Origin of the sequence: Corynebacterium sp. HMSC076G08 (genome assembly GCF_001811515.1) — a bacterium.
GTDB lineage: Bacteria > Actinomycetota > Actinomycetes > Mycobacteriales > Mycobacteriaceae > Corynebacterium > Corynebacterium hiratae.
On record NZ_KV805034.1, the window covers coordinates 1 to 26,684 of the forward strand.

The following is a 26,684-nucleotide window of genomic DNA, read 5'->3' on the forward strand; positions in this document are numbered from 1 at the left end:
ATCAGGTGTCTACCAAACAGGGGTCAGGTCCTATGGGTGAAGGATGGGAGTTACAACGTTGTCCGAAATCAGTCGACCTTAGACCGCTGTCGCCGATAGATGGCCCCTCCGCCCGTCCGAGATGGCAGTTCGCGAGCCCCTTCTGCCGAGGCAGTATCATCCACCAGTGTTCCCCACTTGAGAACATCAACAACCCAGTCCACGTAACCATCCACGTCCGAGGTGTCATTAATTGTGTGCATGCAGTGGAATATATCCGTGACCCCATGTGGGGGGGGGAACAGAATTTGCGTCCATTGGAGTAGGCAGGCCATGCGGCTGTCACGGGAGGTGCGAACTTTTGAGCGATCGGCGGATGAAGTGGCCAGCATGGGCTGGAGTGATGCAAGGTTTTGCAAAACTGCTGGTCAGGGTATAATTATACCATTAGCATTTGCCCGCTCCCTGCGTTTGCGAACTTGTTGAAAGGCATGAGCGGAATGGTTAACGGGTACTGCTCGACATTAATGTCTGACGCGGTCAGTAATGTCGGTATCAACTAGAAGATAAGCCACGCTCTGTGGAGGAGACGAACAGTATATGATCTTAAGAGCCCAAAGTAAGAAGTCAGCGGCGAAGCTGCCGAAGGTGGTGGCTTGGTAGTGGCTCTTAAGAAATCTGATCTTTATAGCTCCCTCTGGAAGAGTGCCGATGAGCTGCGTGGCGGAATGGATGCCAGTCAGTACAAGGATTATGTCCTGACACTGCTGTTCGTGAAGTATGTCTCGGATAAGGCGAAGAGCGATCCTTACAGCCTCATTGAGGTTCCGGAAGGCGGATCATTTGATGACCTGGTTGCGCTAAAGGGTGCGACGGACATCGGCGAGAGGATGAACATCGCCATCCGTCGACTGGCTGAAGCCAATGATCTTCAGGGTGTTATCAACAACGCCGACTTCGATGACCCGAACAAGCTGGGCGAAGGTAAGGCGATGCAGGATCGCCTGACGAACCTTGTCAGTATTTTTCAGGACATCGATTTCACCGGTTCTCGCGCTGAGGGCGACGACCTGCTCGGTGATGCCTACGAATATCTGATGCGCCACTTCGCCACTGAGTCTGGCAAGAGCAAGGGTCAGTTCTACACTCCGGCGGAGGTTTCTCGCATCATGGCTCAGGTGCTGGAGATCCCGAAAGATGCCCCTCGCTCGACGACTGTCTATGACCCGACGTGTGGGTCTGGATCGCTTTTGATTAAGGTGGCTGACGCCGCGCCTAACGGCCTGTCGATTTACGGCCAGGAGAAAGACAACGCCACCTGGGCACTGTCCCGGATGAACATGATCTTGCACGGCAACGAGACGCATGACATCCGTCAGGGCGACACTCTCTCGGATCCGAAATTCCTCAAGGGCGAACAGCTACAGACCTTTGACTACTTCGTCGCCAACCCGCCGTTCTCAGTGAAGACCTGGAAGAACGGCTTCGACAAGGAATACGATCGGTTCGAGGGCTTCTCCGAACCACCAGAGAAGAACGGTGACTATGCCTTCTTGCTTCATATGGTGAAATCCCTGAAGCCTGATGGTCGAGGAGCGGTTATTCTTCCCCACGGCGTGCTTTTTCGTGGCAACACCGAGGCACAGATCCGTGAGGAGCTGATCAGGCGTGGTCTAATTAAGGCGATTATTGGGCTGCCGGCCAACCTGTTTTATGGAACCGGCATCCCGGCCTGCATCATTGTCATCGACAAGAAGAAATCCACCAACCGGACGGGCATCTTCATGATCGATGCCTCCAAGGGCTTCGAGAAAGACGGGCCGAAGAACCGCCTGCGTCCTCGGGATATGCGAAAGATCATCGACACCTATCTTGCCGGCAACGACGTCGAGCGCTTTGCCCGGATGGTGCCGCTGTCGGAAATCTCTGACGCTAAGAACAACTATAATCTCAACATCCCCCGCTACATTGAAACGTCTGAACCTGAAGACATTCAGGACCTGGAGGCTCACCTCAAGGGTGGGATCCCGAACCGAGATTTGGATGCACTGAGTGAATACTGGGATGCTTTCCCGAACCTTCGTGACGAGCTATTCCGACCTCTCCGCGAGGGATATTCAGAGCTGAGAGTACAGCCTGATCAGACCGCCAAGGTGATTGAGGAGTCAAAGGACGTTAAGGCTTTTACCTCGACTGTTTCCAAGGCTGTTGAGGATTGGTGGGGTTCTCACCGATCTCAACTGGAGGCGATTGGCTCGCAGACCAGGCCGCAGCAGCTGATTGAGGATCTTGGTGATGACTTGCTGGAGAAGTTCCGGGGTCGTCCGCTGATCAGCGAGTACAGCATGTACGAGCAGCTGATGAGCTACTGGAATGACACCATGCACGATGACGTCACTCTCATCGTCGGGTCCGGCTGGGTTGATGCTGTTCAACCGCGTGAAGCTCGGATCACTGGCTATGACAACAAGAAGAAGCCGAAGTACGAGGCTGCTGACCTGGTCTTCGGCACGGGTGCCAAAGCCCAGCGTTGGGTAACTGACCTGATTTCGCCGGCACTTATCATCGATCGATATTTCGCTGAAGAGAAGGCCGAGCTTGATCGTCTCACTGCAGAGCAAGAGCGCATCAGTCTGGAGTTACAGGAGTACATCGAAGAGCACGCGGTCGAGGAAGGTCTGCTTTGGGAGGCTGTCAACGACGATGGCGGAGTGAAGTTGGGCGACGTGAGGAAGCGCCTCAGGGAAGCTAAAGCTGAGGGTGCAGAGGGTGAGGAGGTCGCCGCGCTCAATCATGTCGTGAAACTGTTTGCTGCTCAGACAGTGGCAAAGAAGGCCGCGAAAAACGCCGCCTTTGAAGTCGATCAGCAGAGCTTTCAGGCCTACGAAGGTCTGCGGGACACGGACATACGGGTGCTAGTCATCGAGGATAAATGGGGTGATTCTATCCGGGAATCGTCAGATGTTGAAGTCGTAAAGATCATTCGGTCTCTCGCAGTAAGGCTCAGTACACTTGGTGAACGTTACTCCGAAACCCTTGAACAAATTGTTGGTAAGACTGAGGAAGCTAATCGACGAGTTTGCGTTCATTTGCGGGACATGGAGGTCTTGTAATGGTTTCTTGTCATGAAGTTCAGAGGATTTCGGATTTTGCAGAAGTTAAGACTGGGCCCTTTGGATCTGCTCTTCATCAGGCAGACTATAAAGCTACAGGGACTCCGATAGTTACAGTGGAACATCTCGGAGATAGAGGTATTATTCACGAGAATCTTCCTCTTGTGGGAACAGAGGACTTGAAGCGTCTTTCGACTTATAAGTGCCGTGAAGGAGACATCCTTTTCAGTAGGGTCGGGTCAATAGATAGAAACGCGATCGTCAAGAGAGAAGAAGATGGCTGGTTGTTTTCTGGGCGTCTTTTACGTGTGAGGGTGGACCAGACAAAAGTAAACTCTGGATATCTCAGTCAAGTTTTTCATACTGAAAATTTCAAAGATAAGGTGCGGTCCGTAGCAGTAGGCCAAACTATGCCTTCTCTAAATACACAGATTCTCGGCAGTTTGACTGTCGATTTGCCGTCGCTTGATGAACAGAAAATTGTCGCAGGTAGGTTGAGTTCGGCTGATCAACTCATTGAAACTCTTGAACGCCTCATCTCAAAGAAGCAGGCAATCAAGCAGGGCATGATGCAGGAGCTGCTGACTGGTCGCAAACGCTTGCCGGGCTTTACCAAACCTTGGAAGAATATATCAATTGCGAGACACTCCCATTTGAAGGCAAGAATCGGCTGGCAAGGGCTCACGACCGGTGAATATCTCCAGTCGGGCAGCTATAAACTAGTCGGTGGCACTGATTTTAAGAATGCTAAAATAGACTGGAATACAGCCTCTTTTGTGAGTAAGTGGCGATTCGATCAAGATCGCAATATTCAACTTCAACCTGACGATGTCCTTATAACTAAGGACGGAACTATTGGTAAAGTTGCAATTGTTGATAATCTTCCTTTTCCGGCCACATTGAATAGTGGCGTTTTTGTAGTGCGACCGATCCGGGGAACCTACGAATCGAGGTTCTTGTATTGGCTGTTGCGTTCTTCAGTGTTCGAGAACTTCATTTCATCCCTAAGTGCGGGGTCAACCATTAATCATCTTTACCAAAAGGATCTAATTACTCTTACTTTAGATTTTCCAGAGGACTTTTCTGAACAGCGAGAGATTGCGAATGTACTGGATGACGCTGATTCAGAGATCAGAGCCTTGGAGTCTCGTCTCGAATCAGCTCGCAATATAAAGCAGGGCATGATGCAGGAGCTACTCACTGGGAGAATCCGCCTTCCCGTAGGGGGCAAGCACGGTGAATATTGATTGGGCGTTAAAAGAGCTGCACACCTTCATCTATCTGACTGAGCGTGTTCCTCACCCAAGTCCTAGCGTCGTGGGTAGATTTCCGCGGGGTTCTGTAGCCGATATTGCTTCTCAGGCGCAAGTAGCCGAGAAGATTATGGATCGGGCTACTCCTGGCTGGCGCTCTGAGTTGACTGGAAGTAAACCGGGCACTTGGGATCGCCATTACGAGGCTGCAATCAGAGCTCGAGCACAGCTCCAACGGGCTGAAGAAGTCGCTCAGAATCTGGGAGAAAATGCTCCAGAGCTTTCTGCTGCGGAGCTGCACCCTTGGATCTGGGATGGAGCACAGTCGCTCTGGCAGTCAGGTCATTACCGTGAAGCCATCGGTGGTGCGATTCGCAAGCTCAATGCTGAGACGCAGAACAAGATCGGTCGTCGGGATGTTAGCGAAACAAATCTTTTCAAGCAGGCTTTCTCCGCCGATCGACCAAAGAAAGGAGCGTCTCGGCTACGACGAATGAAAGATGACGGCAGTGACACCTATAAGTCGGTTCAGCGTGGTGCTATGACATTTGCTGAAGGGGTCTTTGCTGGTATTCGAAACCCTCTTAGCCATGAAGCTGATCAAGAGCTTACGGAGCAAGAAGCTCTTGAGTATCTCGCCGCCCTCAGCGTTTTGGCACGCTGGGTGGACGAATCCACCGTGGAGGCATCATCATGAGTCTGGTCGGGCAACGTGAGCGTGTCACGCAGAATCGCGTCGTAGACATCCTGTCTAGTCAGCTCGGGTATGAGTATGCCGGGGATTGGAAGAACCGGGCCAACTCCAACGTTGAAAAAGAGCTGTTGCGCCAGAATCTGCTGGCACGTGGCTACGATGCGCACTTGGTTCGACGTGCCATCGAGCAGCTTCGTAAGGCTGCTTCGCTGCCGGCTGGCGGTTCGCTTTACGAGGCCAACCGCAATGTCTACAGCCTGCTTCGCTACGGCGTGAAGGTAAAACGCAACGCCTCGGAAAACTTCGAGACGATCTGGCTTATCGACTGGGACAATTCGGAAGCTAACCACTTCGTGGTGGCCGAAGAGGTGTCGATCAAGGGCAAGAACACCAAGCGTCCAGACGTCGTGCTCTACGTCAATGGCATCGCTCTCGGCGTCATCGAACTCAAGCGTTCCAAGGTCAGCGTTGGGGATGGTATCCGCCAGCACCTCGGCAACCAGAAGGCAGACTTCGTTCGACCCTTCTTCACCACTGTCCAGCTGCTTTTTGCCGGTAATGATGTTGAGGGCCTACGTTACGGAGTGATTGAGACTCCGGAGAAGTATTGGCTGGAGTGGAAAGAACCAAGCGAGGTTGAGAACCATCTCGACCGTGGGTTGCTCCAGATGGCCAGCAAACAGCGCTTCCTCGAGCTGATTCATGATTTCATCGTCTTCGACTCTGGTGTGAAGAAGACAGCCCGACATAACCAATACTTCGGTGTTAAGGCTGCTCAGGAGCGTATTGCTCGTCGCGAGGGTGGTATTATTTGGCACACTCAGGGGTCAGGCAAGAGCTTGACGATGGTGTGGCTGGCGAAGTGGATCCGAGAGAACCAGCGCGAAGCGCGTGTCTTGGTGATCACCGACCGGACTGAGCTTGATGAGCAGATTGAGAAGGTCTTTGCCGGTGTCGATGAGACCATCGAGCGATCGACGTCTGGAGCAGACATGATCGGCATGCTGGACCGGAACAAGCCGTGGCTGATGTGCTCACTGGTGCATAAGTTCCGGGGTGATGACGAGAAGGACCAGGGCGACACCGAAGACTTCGTGCGTCAGCTCAAGAAACCTCTCCTTCAAGGGTTCAACCCCAAGGGCAATATCTTCGTCTTTGTCGATGAAGCTCACCGCACCCAGAGCGGCAAACTCCATAAGGCGATGAAGGAGTTGCTGCCAAACGCGATGTTCATTGGCTTTACTGGCACTCCGCTTCTCAAGAAGGACAAGGCCAAGAGCATCGAGACCTTCGGCTCGTACATCCACACCTACAAGTTCGATGAGGCCGTTGATGACGGCGTGGTGCTGGATCTGCGTTATGAGGCGCGAGATATCGAGCAACGCCTCATGAGCTCAGAACGGGTGGATGAGTGGTTCACGATTCACACTCAGGGCATGACCGACCTGACAAAACACCAGCTGAAGAAGCGCTGGGCGACGCTCAAGGCAGTCGAGTCCGCAGAGCCGCGAGCTCGGCAGATCGCCGCAGACATCCTGATGGATATGGCCAGAATGCCCCGCCTGATGGATGGCCGAGGCAACGCCATGCTGGTGTGCTCAAGCGTCTACCAAGCCTGCAAATTCTACGACATCTTCAGCCATAGCGAACTGGCTGGCAAGGTTGCCATCATCACGAGCTATGAGCCGAACGCTTCCCAGATCTCGAAGGAAGACTCCGGGGCTGGCAAGAATGAGGAGATCGTCAAGTACGACATCTACCGTCGGATGCTTGCGGACTACTTTCAGACCAACGCTGATGATGCCGTCAAGCGGATTGACGAGTTCGAGAAGAGCGTCAAGGAGAAGTTCATCAAGCATCCTGGTCAGATGCGGCTGCTGATCGTGGTCGACAAGCTCCTGACTGGGTTTGATGCTCCGAGTGCAACTTATCTCTACATCGATAAGAACATGCAGGACCACGGCCTATTCCAGGCAATTTGTCGCGTGAACCGGCTTGACGGTGACGATAAGGAGTATGGCTACATCGTCGACTACCGCGACCTGTTCAAATCCCTGGAGGATGCGGTTTCTGACTACACCTCCGAAGCCTTTGCTGACTACGACGAAGAAGACGTGGAAGGTCTGCTCAAGGACCGTATTGAGCAAGAGCGCCAGGACCTGGACGAGGCTCTTGAGATGGTACGAGCCTTGTGTGAGCCGGTGGCTCCGCCGAAGGGCACGCTGCAGTACCAGCACTATTTCTGCGCGAGGGAAAGTGGCAACGCAGAGCAGCTCAAGGCCAACGAACCGAGGCGAGTGGATCTCTACAAGGGCGTGGCCAGTCTGGTCCGTGCCTATGCGAACCTGGCCAACCGGATGAGTGAGGCTGGATACTCGGAAAGTGAAGCTGCATCAATCAAGTCTCAAGTGAAACACTTCGTCGATGTCCGCGACGAAGTGAAGCTCGGTGCTGGCGAGAATGTTGACCTCAAGCAGTTCGAGGCCGGCATGCGCGCGCTTCTCGACACCTACATTCAGGCGGATGCATCCCGGAACCTGGCGACCTTTGACCAGGGGCTCGTCCATCTCATCGTCGAGCATGGGGTCGGAGTTATCGACAAGCTACCGGAGAATATCCGGAAGGATCCAGAGGCTGCTGCCGAGACCATCGTCAACAACGTTCGCAAGACCATCGTTGACGAACAGGCGATGAACCCGAAGTACTACGAGTCGATGTCAACGCTCCTGGATGCCTTGATCGAGCAGCGGCGTGAGGCTGTTATCGACTATGAGGAGTACCTGCTGAAGCTGGTTGAGCTTACCCAGCGGATTGCTCGGGGAGAGTCGGATCAGAAGTACCCAGAATGGGCTGGCACGTCTGCGCGCCGTGCCCTGATTGACTTCGCCTGGCCGGAGGATATCGAGGTCGACTTTGAGCGGGTGTATGGCATAATCCAGCGCAATAAGGAGCACGGCTGGGCTGGCGATAAGACGAAGCAGAAGTCGCTAATGCGTACCGTCGCTCTCAATTTCCCTGGACTTTTGCAACCTGATGAGATGAAGAAGCTGCTTGAGCTCTTGGTGATGCATGATGAATTCCGCTAGTGCTTACCTCACCGTCTCCGGTCTTGATGTAGAGCTGGTCTACAAGGACATCAAGAATATGCACCTGTCGGTGTATCCACCGATGGGTCGCGTGCGCGTGGCTGCGCCCGCCCGCCTGGACGAGGACACTATCCGTCGGGCTATTATCCAGCGACTGCCGTGGATCCGGCGTGAGCGGGAGCGACTGCAGAAGGCGAAGCGCCAGACGGAGCGGCAGATGGTTTCCGGAGAGAGCCATTACGCCTGGGGGAAGCGCTACCGCCTCGACGTCTCAAAACACAGTGGAAATCCCAAGGTGGTATTGGCCGGCGATACTCTGTGGCTCTACTCCCCGGAAGGGTCGACTCGTGATGATCGATTCGGCATTCTCGACCGCTGGTACCGACGGGAGCTCAAGGCCGCACTCCCGCCTCTGCTTGAGAAGTGGGAGGCTGCCATGGGGGTGAAAGCTAACCAGATTACGGTCAAGCGGATGAAGACCAAGTGGGGGTCGTGCAATCCTGATAGCCGTAACATCTGGTTCAACCCGGAGCTAGCAAAGAAGAATCCTCGGAGTCTGGAGTACCTGGTGGTTCATGAGCTGGCGCATCTGATCGAGAGAAGCCACAACTCTAGGTTTGTAGCGGTGATGGATCAGCACTTGCCAGACTGGACTGCTCGGCGAGATGATCTAAATGATGCCCCTCTGGCGGCAGAAGACTGGAGTGAGAGCTTTGACTATTGAAAGCGACGCCGCCGCGGCAATGTGGCTGGAGAGCGTACGGATCAAGGGATTCAGATCATGCGAGGACACGGAAGTAGCGCTTAGCCCTGATCTGACTCTTCTGGTCGGAGAGAACAATGCGGGCAAATCCAACATCATTGATGCCCTTCGCCTAGCAACGACTCCATTGAGTGGACGACGGACGAGGTATTTCGAGATTGATGACCCGTCGATCGGGGCCGACACTAACCCAGATATTGAGCTTGTTTTCGCGGACGGAGACAGCTTCCAGCAGGCATTATTCATCGGTGCGTTGGATCTCAACGCTAAGAAAATTCACCACCATGTCCGCTATTTTCCGCCAACTGATCAGTACCCGCGCGGTCGAACCGAGCGCTTGGCAGGGCCAGTTGCCTCTCCGGATCCAGAAGCTGAGGTGCGGTCGAAGATCAACCACGTTTACCTGGAGCCGCTACGCGATGCGAAGCGGGAGCTGGACTCCGCCAACGGTCGCCGTTTGGGGACGATCTTGCGCTACCTGCTCGACACGGAGGATAGGGAAGCTTTCCTGAACGAGGCTCATGCCGCTACTGAGAAGCTATCCGAAAGTAGTGCGGTCCAGGGAGTTAGCGACAAGATTCAGGGGCATCTATCCTCGCTAACCGATGCGGTGCGTGGACAACAGGTGGCGCTTGGTTTTGAACAGCCCTCGCTCGAGCATCTTGCGCGAGGTCTCCGCCTGAAGATGGCAGAGCATGGGATAGATGCAACTGACCTTGCATCATCCGGATTGGGGTACGCTAATCTCCTGTTTATGTCGACAGTCTTGCTTGAGCTACAGGAGGCTAACCAGTCCGAGCTCACTCTGCTATTGGTCGAAGAGCCAGAAGCGCACTTGCATCCGCAACTCCAAGGTGTCTTGCTCGACTTCCTCCTCGAGCAAGCTGAGAATTCTGTCTCCCAGCCAGAAGAGGGGCAGCCCGCTGGTCGGATCCAGGTTATCGCGACGACACATTCTCCGAACCTGGCCAGCTCGGTTGGACTAGAAAGAACCGTAGTCATCCGATCGACCAAGCGCGAGGGCCGTAGTAATACGGCAGCGCTAGCTCTTAAACAGGTCGAGTTCGACGATGAGAACGACCGAAGGAAAATCGACCAGTACTTGGATGTAACTCGATCTGATCTGCTGTTTACTCAGCGGGTCATCCTGGTCGAGGGAATCTCTGAGGCAGTTCTATTACCAGCACTTGCACGGCACTGTGTGTTCGACCGAAGCGATCCCGATCAGGCGAAACAACTCCGTCGTTTCAATGCCACACCTATCGTCAACCTCGGTTCTGTGGATTTCCGTCCGTACCTCACGCTGCTTCTGTATGACTTTGGTGGGGGTTTGCGGCTCGCTGACAAGGTGATCGCACTTACGGACGAAGACCCACCACTCGAAGATCTGGAAGCCAAGAGCATCAATAGATCTGAAGACCTCGAGGATATCGCTCTCAACTTACGAGCTGACAATGTGTTGAGTGTGGAGACATCAAAGTACACACTAGAGGCAAGCTTGCTGACCAGCTCGGATGCCAACAACAACATCCTTAAGGGGGCGTTCTTGAAGCAGCATCCCCGCTCTGTTAAGAAGTGGGAGGCTATCGAGAATGCACCTGCGCCGGCGCGGGAGATGTACCGGAGACTCCAGGTCAAAAAGGATGCGGAGAATCTGTGTATCAGCAAGGGTCAGTTTGCTCACGACGTCGCAATTGCTATATCCGAGCCAGATGTGACCTTTGCGTGCCCGGATCAACTTCGAGCAGCGATTGAGGCAGCAGCCGAGGACTAGAGGTGAGAAATGACTTTTGAATTCACACCGGCCCAGCGGGCGCTCATCGAGTCGGAGTCTGGCGGCTTCTTTGAGGCCTGCCCGGGCGCTGGGAAGACACAGACCATCGTCGAGCGGTTTGCAACACGTGCGGATACAGAGAACTCGCGGCGCGGCGTCGCCTTGATTACCTTTACCAACGCCGCTGCGGAAGAAGCCCAGAGGAGGTGCTCGCACAAACCAGAACTACTCCAAGCACCGAACTTCGTCGGAACGATTGACAGCTTTATCAATAGGTTTTTCGCGGCACCATTCTATAAGGCAAGGTTCTGCAAGACTCCTACATTCTGGGATTCCTGGAGCAGTCTTGATTCAGCAGTCGTGACGATAAAGGGACAGGCGCCAGCACCGCTGGATGACTTCATTTGTCATAATGACCGGGCGACCCTGCTGGACAAATACAGGTGGAAGTATAAACATTACCCCATCCGGGCATTGGAGTCTGCCGCGCATGCTAAATGGAAAGAACTGACCAAGGCGGGACATCTCGACGCTGACACTTCGAGACTTCTGGCGAGAATTGAGATTGAAGAGAACAGGTACGGAATCGTCGAGCTGTTGGCTACTCGATTCGAGGAGGTTATCGTCGATGAAGTCCAGGACTGTAATACTGTTGACCTTCTCGTCCTACGGACACTTCAGGAATCCGGCATCCGTTTGATCACGGTTGGGGACATTGACCAATCTATCTACGAGTTTCGAGGCACGTCGGTTGCTGAAGTACGCAATTTTGTCGATTCGAGAGACCGCCAGCCGCGAATTAACACGAACTTCCGCAGTTCGCCCGCTATCTGCAAGATCGTGGACAGTCTGCGCGAGGGCACGAGTACAGACACTGCTGGGGGTAGAGCATCCAGCTGTGAGATCCCAGTACATCTTGTCGGCTATAGAGAGACTTCGGATATTGGTCCCTCAGTCAAGGCAGTAATGGACCAGTACCAGGAACTATCTCAGCCGGTATTTCTAGCTCACAAAGGAGATAACGCAGCCCTTGCAGCAGGAGGCCGAGCAAAGAAAAAGACGTCTGCCAACAAGGTTGCAGTTCTTGCAGGGTCTTGTAACGAACTCCTTTACCCCTCCTCGACGACGGCGCAGCGGACCCGAGCACTTATTGATATCGGTCTGTCGCTGCAGAGGTTGCACCCAGATAAAGGCCTAGCTAAGGCTAGTGAAGAGAGGTATCTCGAGAGTCTTGGGCTGACTAAGAGTGCATACCGCGAGTTATGCCTGAGGTTTGCAGTGGCAGCAGGAGATCCAACGGGGCTGTCTCGCGGCGACTTCAGAGAGAAAGTTGTCCAAGTAGCGGACAAGTTTGGAGTCGCTCTCGACCGCGACCGCACCAAGACACCTTTAGCCAATGTCTGGATCTGGGACGGGGTACCGACAGCCGAGAACCAGTATGAGCATTCAACAATTCACGGTTTTAAAGGATTGGAGACAGACTCGGTCGTACTGATAATTCCAGGAGATAATTGGACCGGGGACACGATCCGTGACTGGAGTGAAGACCAAAGTTCAGAGGCAAGAAGAGTCCTCTATGTCGGCGCGTCCAGGGCCGAGCGGCTACTTATACTGGCTGTACACAGTAGATACATAGATGCCGTGAAGGCAATATTAGAAAGAGACGCAGTCCCCCTTGCGCTATCTAGATAGAGGACCGGTCGTCTACGAAAGAAGGTCTACTCTGCTGCCTGAGCTCCAGGAGTCACGCCATAGCAGCCTTTAATCCGACCCACTGCACGCCAGAAGCCGCCATGGGCTGGATTTTACTATAGATTGATTGAGAAACAATAGTATAAAAAGTAAACCTGACGAGTTAGGGGCTTTAAATGTCCAGAGCAGACCATGACCCCGCCGGAGCAGCGGCAGATTTGCAATCTATTGAAGAAGAGGTAGCTAAATATGAGCATGCGAGAGATGAAGCGGAGGCGCTTCACACAGAGTGGCAAGCACGATGAGCTTGCCACTCTTTTTCGTATGATCGGCGACCATGCACTTCTACATTGTTCATGGATACCAAGCCAGCCCTGACAGTCACTGGTTCCCGTGGCTAGAACGCCTGTTGACCTTCGATGGCCACACCGTTCACACCATCGCGCTGCCGGAACCGAACGCACCGAAGCTCGATGAGTGGGTAGAAGCGATACGCAACGATGTTCAGCGTCCAGGCGCTAATACCTGCATCATCACGCATAGCCTGGGCGGCACCGCGCTGCTGCACTATCTCACGTCATTGGAGGGCGTGTGGGAGCTTCATGGGCTTTTCATTGTCTCTGGGTTTGTGGAGAAGCTGCGTGTCATCCCAGAGCTTGATGAGTTCATTGGCCAGGCCCACGTCGACGTGCCTGCTATCAAACACCACATCGTTCACACAGAGGTCCTCGTGTCCACTAACGATGTCCTAGTTGACCCCGTCCTTACGCTGCAGCTTGCCGACGCCCTCTCGGCCATGCTCATCACCATCCACGACGCGGGACATTTCCTTGAAGATGACGGCTATACCGAGTTTCCACAGCTGGGGGATCGCATCACGCAGTGGTTGCACAGTCTATAGTCCCTCAGTCATCGCTTTGAGCGCCTCCACGTGCTGCACGTAAGCCCGTGTGCCCGCCTCGGTGAGCGCGACCCACACGGCATCCTTCGCGCGGGTAGAACCGTACTCTCGGGTGCGGCTAATGTGGCCGTGATCCTCGAGGTACTTTAGCTGTTTGGACAGCGTATCGGCGGGGAGCTCGGTGAACTCGGCGAGCTTGCTGTACCTCATTTGCCGGCCTGCGGTGGCGCCGGCGGAGTAGAGCGCAGCGCAGATTCTGAGGCGGTTAATCGGGTGGATAACTGGGTCCAGCTCAGGGGATTGGTTGGGTGCTTTACTAGGCATTAGCGCCCTTTATGGCCGCGTTGCGGTTCTCGTAGAGCATCCAAGCCGTTGCTGCCGAAACAATGACCCCGCTGGTGATCATCCATGGCCATGTATCAGGCGTCGGCGTGGTGGAGAAAATCATTGCGCCGGGGAGCAGTACGCGTGACCACGTGGCGCGATCGTTCCTCGGTCCCGTGTTGGGGTCGAGCCGCACGAAGGGGTTCGCGATTTTGTCCTTGAGGAGGAAGCCGAGAATGAACGTCGGTATGAGGAGTGCGAGTGTGTACGACCAGGACAGCTTGGTTAGCGCAAGACTGCTGCCGATACCGAGTGCTACAAGTGTTACCGCCCACCAGCTCTGCGTCCAGGCGGTGCGCTGTTGAACTTCGTCAATAACTTTGAGTTCGTCGTTCATAACCTGACTCCCTTGTTTGCATCTAGTGCAAGTCTAACGGTTGCAATAGCGGCAAGTAAAGGGGTGGGGTGCGCGCACGATCTGAGTGGTCTGGTTCTACCCCATACCGGCTTGCATCTTCGGCGAGGTAGCCGGGACGGCCGCAGGAGTACCAGGGGGTGAACCAGTGCTCAATTGGTCTAAGTCCTACCGGTATGCCTTTTCTGGTCATACACTGCAGGTACAACGCATTCCCGACAGAAAGGAGAGCGGATGGCGGAAGCTGAAAATCATCACTATCGCCGACGCGACTCTAGCAGATAGTACTAGGCGGCATCGCCATAATCCACAACTTCTTAAAGCCAACACTCGAGCGAAGTAGGAGCCTTGCACCACATGCTGTTAGCGCACGTGTCCTCCCGAACCTCTAGCGATGACTAACAAGTGCTCCGGCCCCAGCAGCCCACGGCACGCCAGCGGAATAACCACTGATTCGATCCGCGCCCAGGCCTTGAGAGCCAATGTTTCCATCGCAGCCGAAAGCGGCAACGAGGTTCGGGATTTTATCTGTGTAAAAGGTGCTTCTACGTGCCGATTTGTGTAACCTTTTGGGGATCCTATAGTGTTTAGCAAGTCCGCAACGGACAGCTAAGCGAGCCCCGTTCGTCTAGCGGCCTAGGACGCCGGCCTCTCACGCCGGTAACACGGGTTCAAATCCCGTACGGGGTACAACGAAAAGCGCTAAGCCATGCACGTGGCTTAGCGCTTTGCTTCTTTAGCGTGGGTGCTACACGATCATGATTTCCGCGTTGTTACCGCCGGTGCAGCGGATGATCTCGCGGTCGTCGGTCCTGCATGCGAGGTCGTAGGACTGGTGGGTAACCGGACTGGTGACCGAGATTTGTGGTGGGACGTAACCGCGTAGATCTTCCAAAGAGCTTATGGTGAGCCCCATGAGGTGGCCGGCAGTCGAGCGGGCAAAATCACAGCTGGTATTCGGCCCTGCGAGGATGTAGGTGATGTTGTAGCCATCACCTGTCTGGCATACCGTGGCAGGGGTGCCGAAGACATCGACCTTCGCGCCGTTAATCTGCTTCTCTGGCAGCTGCTCGTGGATGTGGTTGATCGAACCAATGCGCGCGGATTCAATTGTTTTCCGGCTTCCAGGTGGCATGACGTACTGTCCGGGCTCTACTCCCTGAAGGTGGGGAGGCGTCGTTTGTGGTGCCTGCCGTTGTGCAGCTTGCTGCTGTGCGCCTTGCTGCTGTGCGCCTGCTTGTCCTTCTGGAGCGGAGCCACCGGGAACGGTGGGCTCGGGGCCTGCAGGCACCTCGGCGTGGGAGTCGTCTTTAAGCGGCTGGAAAGCCGGATAGGTGTTTTTGAATGATGGCTCTGTTGCCTCAGAGGTGGCCGGGGCCGTGTCTGGGGCGGCGGTCTCGGTGGTGGTGGAGGAGCAACCAGCCGCGAGTAGACCCGCGGCGGCTACGGCGGTCAATGCCGTGAGGAATCGGCGTGCGGAGGAAGGGGTCTGCGGGGAAGTCATGACCCCACACTAACGCCCGCCTAGCCATATGGTGTGGGAAAACGGGGAAAGCTGCCCAACCCTCAGTGCAGAACACCGAGTAGGCGGGCAGCAAAAGTCTGTGCTAGCGAGTCTGTGCTAGCACGAGGAGCCTTAGTGGCAGTCCCAGTGACCGTCGTGGGCTGCGTGGCGGTGGCCATCGTGCAAGTAGTCCACGTGATCGCCGTGCGGGATGGCGACGTGACCGCAGCCCTCGCCGTGCTCGTGATCGTGGTCCTCGTGAATGTGGTGCTCGGACGTCTCGCACTCGTCCCAGTGGCCCTCGTGCTCACGGTGGATGTGACCGTCGTGCAGGTAGTCAGTGTGATCGTCGTGCGGGAAGGCAACGTGGCCGCAGCCCTCGCCGTGGGTGTGCGTGTGCTCGTCGTGGATGGTGTGGGTCATGATTCCTCCTCAAAGAATCGGGGATTTTCACTCCATTTTCAGTAGTTGATAGTTACAGTAAAGCGAATTTTCACTATGTTTTCAATAGTGGGGGTGGGTGGGGGTGCCCCACCCTGATGGCTGTGCACGAAGTGAAAGGTGATTCATATGTGAAAAGCGCTAGAGTAGGGAAATGATGAAAAAGTCTCTTCAGCACCGTTCTTCGCGCCTTCTGTCTGGCCTGGCTTCTGTCGTGGGCGCGTGCTCGCTGGCCATTGGGTTTGCTGCCCCCGCAATGGCTGGCGAGGGCGTGCCGGTTACCCAAGGCCAAAAGATTGTCGCCTCCGATGGTTCTCTGTGCAGCATCGGCTATGTTGAGGCCACTCGGGCATGGACCTCGGCGCACTGCGGTCTCAATGGCGAGCAGATGTATAACGACGCAGGTCAGCACGTAGGTACACTGCGCTGGTTCAAGCCCTCGGGTGCGGCGGGGCATGACCTGGCTTATATCCAGTTTGCCGGTGGGACCTACTCTGCGGGAAACCCGCTCACCGGAGATGGAATGGCACCCGTGCCTGGTGAGGGATCAACGGTGTGCTTCGACGGGCAGGCTACCGAGCGCCAGTGTGGCACCGCGGTGCGTGGCCCGGGGCTCTTCCCAGGAATGAACTACGTTGTGGACGTGGCGTTGGCGCCAGGGGACAGCGGTGGAGCAGTCTCCGTGCCGGGGCAGCCGGGTGTGGTGGGCATCTACCAGGGGATCACTCAGGCTAGCCGCGATGGGCAAACCATAACCTTCTCTAATTATGCTCGCATGCCGCGAGCAGACGAGCTGGCGCACTTGCCGCACCAAGGCTGGGTATCGCGTCGCCCCAACCGGGAGCCGGGAAACCCAGTGCGCCTGGTGCAGGAGAGGGGAGAGGCGCTGTCTTCGACGAGTAGCACGGGTCCGGAAGGGTTGCGCGGCCTAGCCATGTACTTCGGGCTGAGCATTTAAACAGCTGGCATCGAGACAGGTGGGAATTAGTGGGAGAGTTTTAGCGTCCCGCTTTCCCCGGAGCGTCGTGGGATAGCGCGGCGGTGAGGCGGGAGGAGGCGTCGACAAGCACGTCAGCGAACTTCTCCGCTGGGGAGGGGCGGAATCGTTCGGCGGAGCCGGAGACAGAGAGTACGGCGATAAAGTTGCCGGCGGCGTCGAAGACGGGGGCGGAAACGGAAGCGAGATTCGACTCGCGCTCCTCGATGGATTCGGAGTAGCCGTTGGTGCGCGCGAGCTCGACATCGTGCTCGCTAAAGAGGGCATTGGGAACGTGTACATCCGCAAAAGCTGCGAAGATGCGGGCGGCTGAGCCGGACGTAAGGGGTAGCTGGCGGCCGACGGGTACGACGTTGTGCAGGCCAATCTCCGGCTCGCGTGTAGCAATGCACGTGCGGGTTGTTCCAGATAGCTCATAGAGCTGTACGGACTCACCGGTGGCCTCAAGGAGCTCTTCCATGATGGGCCCGGCGGTTTCAATGATGCGATCGCGGTTGCCGGGAAGGGCGGGGCCCGCACCCCACTTTCCGTCGGGTGTGCGGGTGAGGATCCGGTGTGCCTCGAGTGCTGTGGCGAGACGATGTGCGGTTGCTCGTGGCAGGCCGGTGGTCTCACAAAGCTCGTTAAGCGTGGAGGGGCGGTTGGTCGCGGCCATCATGATGGCAACTGCGCGATCCAATACCTTTATTCCTGATACTGCGCTATACTCTCCCATATAATGAAATCTACGTCCCATTAATTGAGATTTCAAGTGGAGAGAAACATGACTGAGAAACTGACACTCGCAGAGAAGGTATGGCGCGACCATGTCGTGCGCAAGGGGGAGAACGGCGAGCCTGATCTCCTCTACATTGACTTCCAGCTCTTGCATGAAGTTACCAGCCCGCAGGCCTTCGACGGGCTGCGCCTGGCTGGACGGACAATGCGGCACCCTGAGTTGCACTTAGCCACGGAGGATCACAACGTTCCCACCGTGGGTATAAAGACCGGAAATCTCCTGGAGATTAAGGACGAAGTTTCCCGTACACAGGTGTCTACCCTTCGCAAGAACTGCGAGGAGTTCGGCGTACGCCTGCATTCGATGGGTGATGCCCAGCAGGGCATTGTCCACACCGTTGGTCCGCAGTTGGGTATCACCCAGCCCGGCATGACCATTGTGTGTGGTGACTCGCACACCTCGACGCACGGCGCCTTCGGCTCCATTGCCATGGGCATCGGTACCTCCGAGGTTGAGCACGTTATGGCCACCCAGACGCTTTCGCTCAAGCCTTTCAAGACGATGGCTATCGAGGTTAGCGGTGAGCTGGCGGAAGGTGTTTCCGCCAAGGACTTGATCTTGGCTATCATCGCCAAGATTGGCACTGGCGGCGGCCAGGGCCACATTATCGAGTACCGCGGCGAGGCCATTCGCAAGATGTCGATGGAAGCGCGCATGACGATCTGCAACATGTCCATCGAGGCTGGTGCCCGCGCTGGCATGGTTGCTCCGGACGAAACAACCTTTGAGTACGTCAAGGGCCGCGAGTTCGCCCCGCAGGGCGAGGACTGGGATGCCGCGGTTGAATACTGGAAGACGCTGCCGACCGACGAAGGCGCCGAGTTCGATACCGTCGTCGAGATCGATGGCTCCGCCCTCACCCCGTTTGTCACCTGGGGCACCAACCCGGGCCAGGGTCTGCCGTTGAGCGCTGCGGTGCCCGACCCGGAGGAGTGTGGTGACGATGGCGAGAAGGCCGCAGTCGAGAAGGCCCTGGCGTACATGGACCTCACACCGGGCACGCCGCTGCGCGATATCCAGATCGACACTGTCTTCCTGGGATCGTGCACGAACGCTCGCATCGAGGACCTGCGCGCCGCCGCCGAGGTAGTCAAGGGGCGTAGCATCGCTTCCGATACCCGCATGATGGTGGTCCCGTCATCGGCCGTGGTCAAGGCGCAGGCTGAGGAGGAAGGCTTGGACAAGATCTTCACCGATTTCGGCGCTGAATGGCGTACCGCGGGTTGCTCGATGTGCCTGGGTATGAACCCGGACCAGCTGAAGCCGGGGGAGAGGTCGGCGTCGACAAGCAACCGCAACTTTGAGGGCCGCCAAGGCCCCGGTGGCCGTACCCACTTGGTGTCCCCGGCCGTTGCCGCGGCGACAGCAGTCCTGGGCCACCTGGCCGCACCAGCAGATATCGACGATGCCGCCGTAGCCGGCGCCTAAGGAAAGGGAGAAGACAATGGAGAAGTTCGTAACTCATACTGGCGTCGGCGTTCCACTGAGAGTTTCCAATGTGGATACCGACCAGATCATTCCTGCGCGCTATCTGAAGTCCGTCAAGCGCACTGGCTTTGCCGAAGGCCTGTTTTCTAACTGGCGCAGCGACGAGAACTTCATTCTCAACCAGGAACCGTTCAAGGAAGGCTCTGTGCTTTTCGCGGGTCCGGACTTTGGTACCGGTTCCTCTCGTGAGCACGCGGTGTGGGCGCTTGCTGAGTATGGATTCAAGGCGGTGTTTTCCTCCCGTTTCGCCGATATCTTCCGCGGCAACTCTGGCAAGGCCGGGCTGCTGACGGGGCTCATGGAGCAAGAAGACATCGAGCTCATCTGGAAGCAGTTGGAGTCCGGTGAAACCGAAACCACCGTGGATTTGGAAGCGCGCACGGTTACCGTCGGCGGCAACAGCTACACCTTTGAGATCGATGACTACACCCGTTGGCGCCTCATGGAGGGCCTCGACGACATTGGGCTGACCCTGCGCAATGAAGACGATATCGAGGCCTTTGAGGACAAGCGCCCGGGATTCAAGCCCCGCGTCGTGGCGTCTTAGCGTGGGCAATGGGGGTGTGGGAGTGTTCCCCGCCTCCTGTGGCACCGGCCACATATCGGCGTTAACATCCTCGGCATGAGCAATCCTTATCAAAGCTTTAGCGGGGACAGCGGCAATCAGTTCGGCGGTGCAGGCGGGCATAGTGGCTATGACTATCACGACGCCGCAGGTTATGGCTATCAGCAACCAGGCAGCTACGGCTACCAGCAGCCGGGAAGCTTTGGGTACCACCAGCCCGGCGCCGCGCCTGGCAATCCACAAGGCGGGGCTCCCGCCCAGCCCATCGACGCCATGGATATTGTGGGCCAAACCTTCAAGGGCTACCTGAAGCAGCCTGTGCCAGGGATGCTGGCCATGCTGGTGCATCTCATTATCTCTTTTGCTCTTCTTCTTGTGCCGGGAACCGTTTTAGGCGGCATCTCCGCAGCGATGGAAGAAAGCGGCAGGGACATTGAACCCCTGGTTCCTACCGTGGGGATACCTCTTATCGTGGTCATGGCGCTAGCCGCCTACGCTTATCTCTGCTGGATGATGGCGAACCTCTTCAATGGTTCCCGGAAGATCGCTGATGGGGAGAAGGTCACCTTCCGCGACTACTTTAGGTTTGCGCAGCTGAGTGGTTGCGCCGGTGTCTATGCTTGCTTCTTTATTTTGGTAACGCTCGGATCTATTGCAGGCGGCTTCCCCGGTCTGATTCTCTTTGCGCTCCTGTGGCCAGCGCCCGTGATCAAGGCGGATAACCCCGATAAGCCTCTCATGGACTGCTTCCGAGAGGCCCTCGACCTAATCATGGAGAATCTAGGGCAGTCGCTGCTCTTTATTCTGGTCTGTTCCCTCGTCACGAGCTTTGTCGTATTTATCCCCATCGTCGGCTTCCTTGCCGCCTACCCGATCTGGGCTTTGGGGATGGTCCTGTTCACCCGCGCTATGCAGCGCTGCCCTGCTGTGCGGTGGGAATAGAACAGCAGGGCGGTGAAAGATACCTAGTGAAGTGGCGATGTAGTGCTTATCGCACCGGCAGCGGGCTAGCTAGATAGTCTGCGCCCGTAAGCTCACCGTCGTTGAAGGAAAGAACCCACACCGAAGCTTTCTTGAACTTGAGTTCTTCGATTGGTTCTTGAATGAACTTCGGTGCGTAGGATTCGATGATGCCGGGAATGGTCAGCCCTTGGCTCACGATGACCGGAACGCCGCCGCCGTCAACCACGCGCTGGAAGGCAGCACGTGCGTCCTCTGGTGATTCGACGAAAACATCATCGCCGAAAGCCTTGTTAACGGCGATGTCCATGCCGAGTTCATCGGCCAGCGGGGCAGCGGTGTGCTGGCAACGCTGCGGCGGGGCGCTGTAAATGGCGGTCGGATGGAAAAGCGTGAGCATCGGCACGAGCATCTCCGCCTGGCGGCGCCCCTTCTTATCCAGTGGGCGCAGGTCATCATCACCCTCCCAGGTGCGGCGCTGGTGCGCGCGGGCATGGCGCACGTAGAGAACGCGGGTCGTTGGTGCGAGGCGCAGGCGCTTCTTTGCCTTGGCCAAGACCTGTGCATCAACGTCATAAGAGAGCAGTGCGCAGGCATCATCGATCTTCATCCAGCGCAGCTCGTCGGTTTCCTGATTCGGGGTGTATTCGCCATCGAGCACCCGCGCCAGCCAGTAGTAGACCACCTTGGTGCGGCCTTGTACTGGGTAAGCTACCTTGCCGATGAGTTTGCCCAAGCGCACGGTATAACCGGTTTCCTCGAGGATCTCGCGCGCGGCGGTAACAGGAAGGGATTCGCCCGGATCCACCTTGCCCTTGGGCAGTGACCAATCGTCATAGTGCGGGCGATGAATGAGGGCGACTTCCGGATCGTGCGGGTCACCGCGCCAGAGAACCGCACCGGCGGCCAGGGTCGTGCGCTTAAACTCATCGGCCGGATCGACGGACACTTCTTGGTGTCGGCCAGAAATAAAGACCTCGGATTTGATGTCTTTGTCCGTCTCGTGCATGTTCTTTGCCTTGGGCATGCTGCTCCTTTTGCGCCAGTAGCTTCTAACCTTTTTCCATTTTCCTCCACTCACTGCCGCGATGCAGCCTTACGCGCCGAGCGTGCTTTAATGCCGAGCGTGCTTTAATGGGGAAAGCCGATATACCGGGAATCTACAGTGAGGTGGCACATAGTGAACGTAGCAGTATTGGGTGCGGGCTCGTGGGGAACTACGCTGGCAAAGGTTTTTGCCGATGCCGGCAATGACGTCCGCTTGTGGGCGCGCCGTGAAGAGCTAGCCCAGGCCATCAATGCACGCCACGAGAACCCGGATTATCTTCCAGATCTTCCGTTGCCCGCCTCCATCCGCGCTACCACCGATCCAGCTGATGCGCTGGAGGGTGCGGACATCGTCATTTTCGGCGTCCCCTCGCAGACCTTGCGGTCCAACCTGGAAAAATGGGCGCCGTTGCTGCCGGAGGATGCAACTTTAGTATCGATTTCCAAGGGCGTGGAGAAGTCGACGCTCAGCCTGATGAGCGAGGTGATTGCCGATGCCGCCGGTGTTTCCCCCGACCGCATTGCGGTGCTCTCCGGGCCCAACTTGGCCAAGGAGGTGGCCCAGGAGCAGCCGGCAGCTACGGTTATTGCGTGCCGCGACGCCGACCGTGCCAAGGCTGTCCAGCATGCCGCCGCAGCACCCTATTTCCGGCCCTATACCAACACCGATGTCATCGGCGCGGAAATTGGCGGTGCTTGCAAGAACGTGATTGCACTTGCCTGCGGCATGGCTGCGGGTAAGGGGCTGGGAAACAACACCATGGCCAGCATCATTACTCGAGGTCTCGCGGAGATTACTCGTCTCGGCGTGAAGCTGGGAGCGGACCCGTTCACCTTCTCTGGTCTGGCTGGTATGGGTGACCTCGTGGCAACCTGTAGCTCGACGTTGTCCCGCAACCGCACCTTTGGCTACCGCCTCGGCCAGGGCGGCACCCTGGAGGAAGCCACAGCCGCCACCAATGGCCAGGTAGCGGAAGGCGTTATTTCCTCCGATTCCATCTTTAGGCTGGCGCAGCGTGCGGGCGTAGAGATGCCGATTACCCAAGCGGTCTATGGTGTGTGCCACCGCGGGGTGACTGTCGACGACATGATCGTGGCTCTGATGGGTCGCACCAAGAAAGCTGAGTAAAGCCGAGTAAAGTTGCTCGGTATGACTGAAGCGAAACCTGTGCGCGTTGCCGTTGTGTACGGCGGGCGCAGCTCCGAGCATTCAGTGTCGTGCATCTCCGCCGGCGCAATCATGGAGCACCTTGACCCAGACAAGTACGAGGTTGTGCCGATCGGCATCACGCGAGAGGGCACCTGGACTCAGGGCAGTCGGGAGGGCCTCGGCATCGTCGATGGGCGCCTGCCCGAGGTAGAGCTGCACGATGAGCTGGCGCTTTCCCTCAACCCCGCCACGCGCGGACGCATCCACAACGTCACTCGCCACGAGCACTACACCGAAGTGGATGTCATTGTGCCAGTTCTCCATGGCCCCTACGGTGAAGATGGGACGGTCCAGGGGCTTTTCGAGCTCTCCGGCATCCCTTACGTGGGAGCGGGCGTGCTGGCCTCGGCCGTGGGAATGGACAAGGAATTCACCAAGAAGCTTCTAGTCGCGGAAGGTCTGCCTGTGGCACCCCAAGAGGTGCTCACTGGGGAAGCCACGCTGAGCGACGCCCAAAAGGAGCGCCTCGGCCTGCCCGTCTTTGTGAAACCGGCGCGTGGTGGCTCCTCCATCGGTGTGTCCAAGGTTTCTGCGTGGGAGGATCTCGCGGACGCGCTGGCTCTGGCCTACGAGTCCGATGACAAAGTCCTCGTCGAGCCGGAAATTCGCGGTGCAGAGGTGGAAGTGGGCGTCCTTGAGCACCCAGACGGTAGCCTCCGGGCCTCCGTTCCAGCCAAACTTTTGGGCACTACGGAGTCCGAAGAAGGCTTTTATGACTTCGATGCCAAGTACATCGACGAGGGCGTTTCGGCGGAAATCCCTGCGCCGTTGAGCGAAGAATTAACCGCTGAGCTTCGCCAGCGCGCTATCGAGGCTTTCCGTGCTCTGGGCGCTGCCGGCCTGTCCCGCGTGGATTTCTTCGTCAGCGAGGATTCCTACTGCATTAACGAGGTGAACACATTCCCCGGCTTCACACCCATCTCGATGTACCCCCAGGTATTCGCCGCCGTGGGTGTGGGCTATGCCGAGCTACTGGATACCCTCATCCAAACCGCGCTCGCGCGTTCCTAGTCTTTAGCCCGCCTAGTCCCTAAGCTGAGTGCGAAGGACCGGCGGTGGTCGCGCAAGCTGCGGTCCCTATTGGGAAGGGGTGGCGGCCACGAGGGCGTCGCTCAGCCGCACCAGCGCGGAATTGGCTGCCTCCTGCGGAGCAGACAGTGCGAGATCCTCCGCCCGGCCGAGCGCGAACCACGTGCCGGCCGTGGTGCCTTCAGCCAGGGTGGTGTCCTCGAACCAGGGCACGTCATTGACCTGCTGCAGCTGGACACCTGCGCGGTAGTTCTCCGGTGCAGCCACACCACAGCGCACGACGATCTCTTCCTGGCCCGGCGCACTGTAGACCCAGGTGTTCTTGTCACCGACATCCTCGCGGCGCGAGTAGCCCTCCGCGAGGGCCTCCGGCAGGGCCTTTTCCAGCCGGCTGCACATGGAAGCCGGGCCCGCCTTCAGCTGCGATAGAGGGGCGACATTGGGCTGTTGCTGTTTCTGTTCCAAGTGGCCAAGGGCATCACCAAGGCCCTCCGGGGCGTCGTCCTGCGCGTTGTCGGAGGTGGTGGTGACCGCGACGGCGGGAACACGCTTGGTGCTGTACCACGTCGTAAGATTAGAGCCTGGAGTGGCGTCGACGACCTGCAGCCAGGATTCGCCGTCGGCCTCGACGGTTTGGGAATACTCAGTAAATTGCTGCGGCAAGTCAACACCGCAGCGCAGCGTTATCTTGTCCTCCGAACTCTTCGCCCACGCGGCGGCGCCCGCGGGAGCCGGATCGACAAGATCGACGCGTGGGTACCCCAGTAGTTTGTCCGGCAGCGCATCGACTACGGCGGCACACTCGGGGGAATCCGCGGCCTCAGATGGGGTGGGAGGCAGCGCCACCGGTTGCTGGGCAGCGGTGGTGAAGACGTATTTTGCCCCAAAAATCACCGCGAAGACCATCGCGATGGCGATCCCGAGTGAGACGTAGATTGCGGTGCGGTTAAATTGGGTATCCATAGGGGCTTATCCTATCGCTGATAGTCCAGGAAGAACGAACGTGGACGGTGCGCACGCGTATAGTGCGTGGCCCGCGCAACACAAAGGAGTCCGTGACGGTGGGTTTATCGCATACCCTCGACCAAGCCGGTGAGCGGCAAGTCATCCATGAGATTGTCACCGCCGCCCCGAGCGCGCTCAACGGTGACGATGCCGCGGTGCTGTACCCGGCAGCGCCCAATTCCCGCACGGTGGCAGCGACAGACATGATGGTGGAAGGCAGGCATTTCCGCCGGGATTGGTCGACTGCCGCAGAAATTGGGCAGAAGGCCATCGTGCGCAATTTCGCCGATATCGAGGCGATGGGTGCCCGGCCCACCGCAGCACTGCTGGCTATTGCCGCGCCAGGGGAAACCCCGGTGGATTTTGTGCGGGGGATTGCGCAGGGCATCGCTGAGCGCTGCGCGGTCTATAACGCAGAGCTGGTCGGCGGCGACCTTACCCGCAGCGACAGCTTGGTCATCAATGTCACGGCGATGGGTTCCTTGGGAGGAAGTGGGGCGCCGCTGACCCTGGATGGAGCACGCGCGGGCCAAAAGCTGGTGGCGCACGGCAAGATTGGGTACTCCGGAGCGGGCCTTGCTCTGCTTCAGCGCTTTGGCCGCGCGCTGCCCCCGGAACTAGAGGAGCTGTGGCCGCTGATCGACGCCCACTGTGCACCCACCCTGAGCCCTGGGCGTGGCGTTATCGCTCGGGCAACGGGTTCGACCGCGATGACAGATAATTCGGATGGCTTAGTGCGTGATGTGGGGCATTTGGCACAACGCTCCGGGGTGCGCATCGACCTCGACCGCGCAGCCATTGCCCCGGATCCGCTCCTAGCTGCTGCCGGCGCGGTGCTTGATATCGATCCGTGGGAATGGGTCCTAACGGGAGGGGAGGATCACACGCTGTTGGCCACCACGTACAAGGCCGCTCCCTCTGGGTTCCGGGAAGTAGGCCGGGTGATGCGCGGCAGGGGTGTCACCATCAGTGGAGAAGAGCCTCGCTATCGCGAGGGCTGGGAGGGATTTGCGTGAGCCACATCGATACCTCTCGCATTCACTATTCGTGGATGCCCCACATCCGGCAAGCGCTGGAGGAGAATCTGCCGCGCCTTGAGCAGCAGATCGGCCAAGACTTCCTGCCCCCGGCCGAGGACGTATTCGCTGCCTTGTCGCTGCCCCTCGATGACGTACGTGTCCTCATCGTGGGCCAGGATCCCTATCCCACCCCGGGCCATGCCATGGGCTTGTCCTTTTCTACGCGCCCCGGGGTGCCGGCTCCCCGCTCGTTGCAGAATATTTACGCCGAGCTTCACGACGACCTCGGGATCACCGGCCGCGCGGATGGGGACCTGCGGGCGTGGTTTGACCAGGGCGTGCTGCTGCTTAACCGAGTGCTTACCGTGGCCCCGGGCCAGGCCGGTTCACACCGCAGGCTTGGGTGGGAAGCGATTACGGAGGCCGCCATCAGAGCACTGGCGGGGCGCGATATCGTGGCCATTCTATGGGGCCGCGATGCCCAAGCCTGCCAGGCCTTCCTGCCCGGTACAGAGTGCATTACCTCCCCGCATCCTTCACCCCTGTCAGCACGACGCGGCTTCTTCGGATCGCGTCCATTTTCCCGGGCGAATGCGGCCTTAGAGGCCCGTGGCGTCTCGGCAGTGGACTGGCGCTTGTAGACTAAC

23 protein-coding genes and 1 tRNA gene are annotated in these 26,684 nt (G+C 57.4%); 17 read left to right on the forward strand and 7 right to left on the reverse strand.

The window, feature by feature from the left end; genetic code table 11:
• Positions 1 to 641 precede the first annotated feature (641 nt).
• The 8 genes from HMPREF2806_RS04890 to HMPREF2806_RS04925 all read left to right on the forward strand — a co-directional run bounded on the left by HMPREF2806_RS04890 (position 642) and on the right by HMPREF2806_RS04925 (position 13,255).
• On the forward strand, positions 642 to 3,092 hold the full coding sequence (locus tag HMPREF2806_RS04890; RefSeq protein WP_070516537.1) for a type I restriction-modification system subunit M: 2,451 nt from the start codon (positions 642 to 644) through the stop codon (positions 3,090 to 3,092).
• On the forward strand, positions 3,092 to 4,339 hold the full coding sequence (locus tag HMPREF2806_RS04895; RefSeq protein WP_083306512.1) for a restriction endonuclease subunit S: 1,248 nt from the start codon (positions 3,092 to 3,094) through the stop codon (positions 4,337 to 4,339). The genes HMPREF2806_RS04890 and HMPREF2806_RS04895 overlap by 1 nt, the downstream gene beginning before the upstream one ends.
• Positions 4,329 to 5,042: a TIGR02391 family protein gene (locus tag HMPREF2806_RS04900; protein ID WP_070516539.1), complete on the forward strand. Its 714-nt coding sequence runs from the start codon at positions 4,329 to 4,331 to the stop codon at positions 5,040 to 5,042. Before HMPREF2806_RS04895 ends, HMPREF2806_RS04900 begins: the two co-directional genes overlap by 11 nt.
• Positions 5,039 to 8,125 carry a type I restriction endonuclease subunit R gene (locus tag HMPREF2806_RS04905; RefSeq protein ID WP_070516542.1) on the forward strand — a complete coding sequence of 1,029 codons (3,087 nt, stop codon included), beginning with the start codon at positions 5,039 to 5,041 and terminating at the stop codon, positions 8,123 to 8,125. Before HMPREF2806_RS04900 ends, HMPREF2806_RS04905 begins: the two co-directional genes overlap by 4 nt.
• The gene (locus tag HMPREF2806_RS04910; RefSeq protein ID WP_083306513.1) at positions 8,109 to 8,849 is read left to right on the forward strand and encodes a M48 family metallopeptidase; all 741 of its coding nucleotides are present in this window, start codon (positions 8,109 to 8,111) and stop codon (positions 8,847 to 8,849) included. Before HMPREF2806_RS04905 ends, HMPREF2806_RS04910 begins: the two co-directional genes overlap by 17 nt.
• Positions 8,839 to 10,662 carry an ATP-dependent nuclease gene (locus tag HMPREF2806_RS04915; RefSeq protein WP_118779498.1) on the forward strand — a complete coding sequence of 608 codons (1,824 nt, stop codon included), beginning with the start codon at positions 8,839 to 8,841 and terminating at the stop codon, positions 10,660 to 10,662. Before HMPREF2806_RS04910 ends, HMPREF2806_RS04915 begins: the two co-directional genes overlap by 11 nt.
• A gap of 9 nt (positions 10,663 to 10,671) precedes the next feature.
• Entirely contained in the window at positions 10,672 to 12,354 is a 1,683-nt protein-coding gene (locus HMPREF2806_RS04920) for a UvrD-helicase domain-containing protein (protein WP_070516544.1), read from the forward strand.
• A 337-nt stretch (positions 12,355 to 12,691) separates the two neighbouring features.
• A complete protein-coding gene (locus HMPREF2806_RS04925; protein ID WP_070516546.1) occupies positions 12,692 to 13,255 on the forward strand; it encodes an RBBP9/YdeN family alpha/beta hydrolase in 564 nt (187 codons plus the stop codon).
• Here the strand turns inward: HMPREF2806_RS04925 and HMPREF2806_RS04930 are convergent.
• Both HMPREF2806_RS04930 and HMPREF2806_RS04935 read right to left on the reverse strand, forming a co-directional pair.
• Positions 13,250 to 13,579, reverse strand: coding sequence for a transcriptional regulator (locus tag HMPREF2806_RS04930; RefSeq protein WP_070516547.1), 330 nt, complete (start codon positions 13,577 to 13,579; stop codon positions 13,250 to 13,252). The two genes, HMPREF2806_RS04925 and HMPREF2806_RS04930, sit on opposite strands and share 6 nt — an antisense overlap.
• Positions 13,572 to 13,976 (reverse strand): hypothetical protein, encoded by a 405-nt coding sequence (locus HMPREF2806_RS04935; protein WP_070516549.1) that lies wholly within the window; start codon positions 13,974 to 13,976, stop codon positions 13,572 to 13,574. Before HMPREF2806_RS04935 ends, HMPREF2806_RS04930 begins: the two co-directional genes overlap by 8 nt.
• A 635-nt stretch (positions 13,977 to 14,611) precedes the next feature.
• Here HMPREF2806_RS04935 and HMPREF2806_RS04940 point away from each other — a divergent pair.
• A tRNA-Glu gene (locus HMPREF2806_RS04940) sits at positions 14,612 to 14,684 on the forward strand.
• Positions 14,685 to 14,742: 58 nt separating this feature from the next.
• Here the strand turns inward: HMPREF2806_RS04940 and HMPREF2806_RS04945 are convergent.
• On the reverse strand, positions 14,743 to 15,498 hold the full coding sequence (locus HMPREF2806_RS04945) for a hypothetical protein (protein ID WP_070516552.1): 756 nt from the start codon (positions 15,496 to 15,498) through the stop codon (positions 14,743 to 14,745).
• 132 nt (positions 15,499 to 15,630) lie between these two features.
• A complete protein-coding gene (locus tag HMPREF2806_RS13760) occupies positions 15,631 to 15,921 on the reverse strand; it encodes a hypothetical protein (RefSeq protein ID WP_070681158.1) in 291 nt (96 codons plus the stop codon).
• 172 nt (positions 15,922 to 16,093) lie between these two features.
• On the opposite strand from HMPREF2806_RS13760, the gene HMPREF2806_RS04955 reads away from it, so the two are divergent.
• The gene (locus HMPREF2806_RS04955) at positions 16,094 to 16,897 is read left to right on the forward strand and encodes a chymotrypsin family serine protease (protein ID WP_070516553.1); all 804 of its coding nucleotides are present in this window, start codon (positions 16,094 to 16,096) and stop codon (positions 16,895 to 16,897) included.
• Positions 16,898 to 16,937: 40 nt separating this feature from the next.
• On the opposite strand, the gene HMPREF2806_RS04960 is transcribed toward HMPREF2806_RS04955, so the two are convergent.
• Positions 16,938 to 17,651 (reverse strand): IclR family transcriptional regulator, encoded by a 714-nt coding sequence (locus tag HMPREF2806_RS04960; protein ID WP_049154911.1) that lies wholly within the window; start codon positions 17,649 to 17,651, stop codon positions 16,938 to 16,940.
• Between the two features lie 48 nt (positions 17,652 to 17,699).
• On the opposite strand from HMPREF2806_RS04960, the gene leuC reads away from it, so the two are divergent.
• From leuC to HMPREF2806_RS04975, 3 genes are all read left to right on the forward strand, one after another.
• A complete protein-coding gene (leuC, locus tag HMPREF2806_RS04965) occupies positions 17,700 to 19,142 on the forward strand; it encodes a 3-isopropylmalate dehydratase large subunit (protein WP_070516554.1) in 1,443 nt (480 codons plus the stop codon).
• 16 nt (positions 19,143 to 19,158) lie between these two features.
• A complete protein-coding gene (leuD, locus tag HMPREF2806_RS04970) occupies positions 19,159 to 19,749 on the forward strand; it encodes a 3-isopropylmalate dehydratase small subunit (protein WP_070511687.1) in 591 nt (196 codons plus the stop codon).
• Positions 19,750 to 19,824: 75 nt separating this feature from the next.
• Positions 19,825 to 20,709 carry a sulfur globule family protein gene (locus HMPREF2806_RS04975; RefSeq protein WP_070516555.1) on the forward strand — a complete coding sequence of 295 codons (885 nt, stop codon included), beginning with the start codon at positions 19,825 to 19,827 and terminating at the stop codon, positions 20,707 to 20,709.
• A 46-nt stretch (positions 20,710 to 20,755) separates the two neighbouring features.
• On the opposite strand, the gene HMPREF2806_RS04980 is transcribed toward HMPREF2806_RS04975, so the two are convergent.
• A complete protein-coding gene (locus HMPREF2806_RS04980) occupies positions 20,756 to 21,754 on the reverse strand; it encodes an NUDIX hydrolase (RefSeq protein ID WP_070516557.1) in 999 nt (332 codons plus the stop codon).
• 150 nt (positions 21,755 to 21,904) lie between these two features.
• Here HMPREF2806_RS04980 and HMPREF2806_RS04985 point away from each other — a divergent pair, with 150 nt between their 5' ends.
• Both HMPREF2806_RS04985 and HMPREF2806_RS04990 read left to right on the forward strand, forming a co-directional pair.
• Complete coding sequence (locus tag HMPREF2806_RS04985) at positions 21,905 to 22,903, forward strand: NAD(P)H-dependent glycerol-3-phosphate dehydrogenase (RefSeq protein ID WP_070516628.1); 999 nt, start codon at positions 21,905 to 21,907, stop codon at positions 22,901 to 22,903.
• Between the two features lie 21 nt (positions 22,904 to 22,924).
• Positions 22,925 to 23,995, forward strand: coding sequence for a D-alanine--D-alanine ligase family protein (locus tag HMPREF2806_RS04990; protein ID WP_070516558.1), 1,071 nt, complete (start codon positions 22,925 to 22,927; stop codon positions 23,993 to 23,995).
• Positions 23,996 to 24,061: 66 nt separating this feature from the next.
• On the opposite strand, the gene HMPREF2806_RS04995 is transcribed toward HMPREF2806_RS04990, so the two are convergent.
• Positions 24,062 to 24,976: a DUF3515 domain-containing protein gene (locus HMPREF2806_RS04995; RefSeq protein WP_070516560.1), complete on the reverse strand. Its 915-nt coding sequence runs from the start codon at positions 24,974 to 24,976 to the stop codon at positions 24,062 to 24,064.
• Positions 24,977 to 25,068: 92 nt separating this feature from the next.
• Here HMPREF2806_RS04995 and HMPREF2806_RS05000 point away from each other — a divergent pair, with 92 nt between their 5' ends.
• Complete coding sequence (locus HMPREF2806_RS05000; protein WP_118779500.1) at positions 25,069 to 26,034, forward strand: thiamine-phosphate kinase; 966 nt, start codon at positions 25,069 to 25,071, stop codon at positions 26,032 to 26,034.
• A 35-nt stretch (positions 26,035 to 26,069) separates the two neighbouring features.
• Positions 26,070 to 26,678 (forward strand): uracil-DNA glycosylase, encoded by a 609-nt coding sequence (locus HMPREF2806_RS05005; protein WP_198531317.1) that lies wholly within the window; start codon positions 26,070 to 26,072, stop codon positions 26,676 to 26,678.
• The last annotated feature ends 6 nt before the right edge of the window (positions 26,679 to 26,684 follow it).

Coding starts and splice junctions, on each gene's coding strand:
- HMPREF2806_RS04945 (WP_070516552.1), bottom strand. CDS start 15,498: ATGACTTCCCCGCAGACCCCTTCCTCCGCACGCCGATTCCTCACGGCA.
- HMPREF2806_RS04910 (WP_083306513.1), top strand. CDS start 8,109: ATGATGAATTCCGCTAGTGCTTACCTCACCGTCTCCGGTCTTGATGTA.
- HMPREF2806_RS04905 (WP_070516542.1), top strand. CDS start 5,039: ATGAGTCTGGTCGGGCAACGTGAGCGTGTCACGCAGAATCGCGTCGTA.
- HMPREF2806_RS04990 (WP_070516558.1), top strand. CDS start 22,925: ATGACTGAAGCGAAACCTGTGCGCGTTGCCGTTGTGTACGGCGGGCGC.
- HMPREF2806_RS04925 (WP_070516546.1), top strand. CDS start 12,692: ATGCACTTCTACATTGTTCATGGATACCAAGCCAGCCCTGACAGTCAC.
- HMPREF2806_RS04930 (WP_070516547.1), bottom strand. CDS start 13,579: ATGCCTAGTAAAGCACCCAACCAATCCCCTGAGCTGGACCCAGTTATC.
- HMPREF2806_RS04935 (WP_070516549.1), bottom strand. CDS start 13,976: ATGAACGACGAACTCAAAGTTATTGACGAAGTTCAACAGCGCACCGCC.
- HMPREF2806_RS05005 (WP_198531317.1), top strand. CDS start 26,070: ATGCCCCACATCCGGCAAGCGCTGGAGGAGAATCTGCCGCGCCTTGAG.
- HMPREF2806_RS04995 (WP_070516560.1), bottom strand. CDS start 24,976: ATGGATACCCAATTTAACCGCACCGCAATCTACGTCTCACTCGGGATC.
- leuC (WP_070516554.1), top strand. CDS start 17,700: ATGACTGAGAAACTGACACTCGCAGAGAAGGTATGGCGCGACCATGTC.
- HMPREF2806_RS04920 (WP_070516544.1), top strand. CDS start 10,672: ATGACTTTTGAATTCACACCGGCCCAGCGGGCGCTCATCGAGTCGGAG.
- HMPREF2806_RS04960 (WP_049154911.1), bottom strand. CDS start 17,651: ATGGGAGAGTATAGCGCAGTATCAGGAATAAAGGTATTGGATCGCGCA.
- leuD (WP_070511687.1), top strand. CDS start 19,159: ATGGAGAAGTTCGTAACTCATACTGGCGTCGGCGTTCCACTGAGAGTT.
- HMPREF2806_RS04975 (WP_070516555.1), top strand. CDS start 19,825: ATGAGCAATCCTTATCAAAGCTTTAGCGGGGACAGCGGCAATCAGTTC.
- HMPREF2806_RS04955 (WP_070516553.1), top strand. CDS start 16,094: ATGATGAAAAAGTCTCTTCAGCACCGTTCTTCGCGCCTTCTGTCTGGC.
- HMPREF2806_RS13760 (WP_070681158.1), bottom strand. CDS start 15,921: ATGACCCACACCATCCACGACGAGCACACGCACACCCACGGCGAGGGC.
- HMPREF2806_RS04895 (WP_083306512.1), top strand. CDS start 3,092: ATGGTTTCTTGTCATGAAGTTCAGAGGATTTCGGATTTTGCAGAAGTT.
- HMPREF2806_RS04980 (WP_070516557.1), bottom strand. CDS start 21,754: ATGCCCAAGGCAAAGAACATGCACGAGACGGACAAAGACATCAAATCC.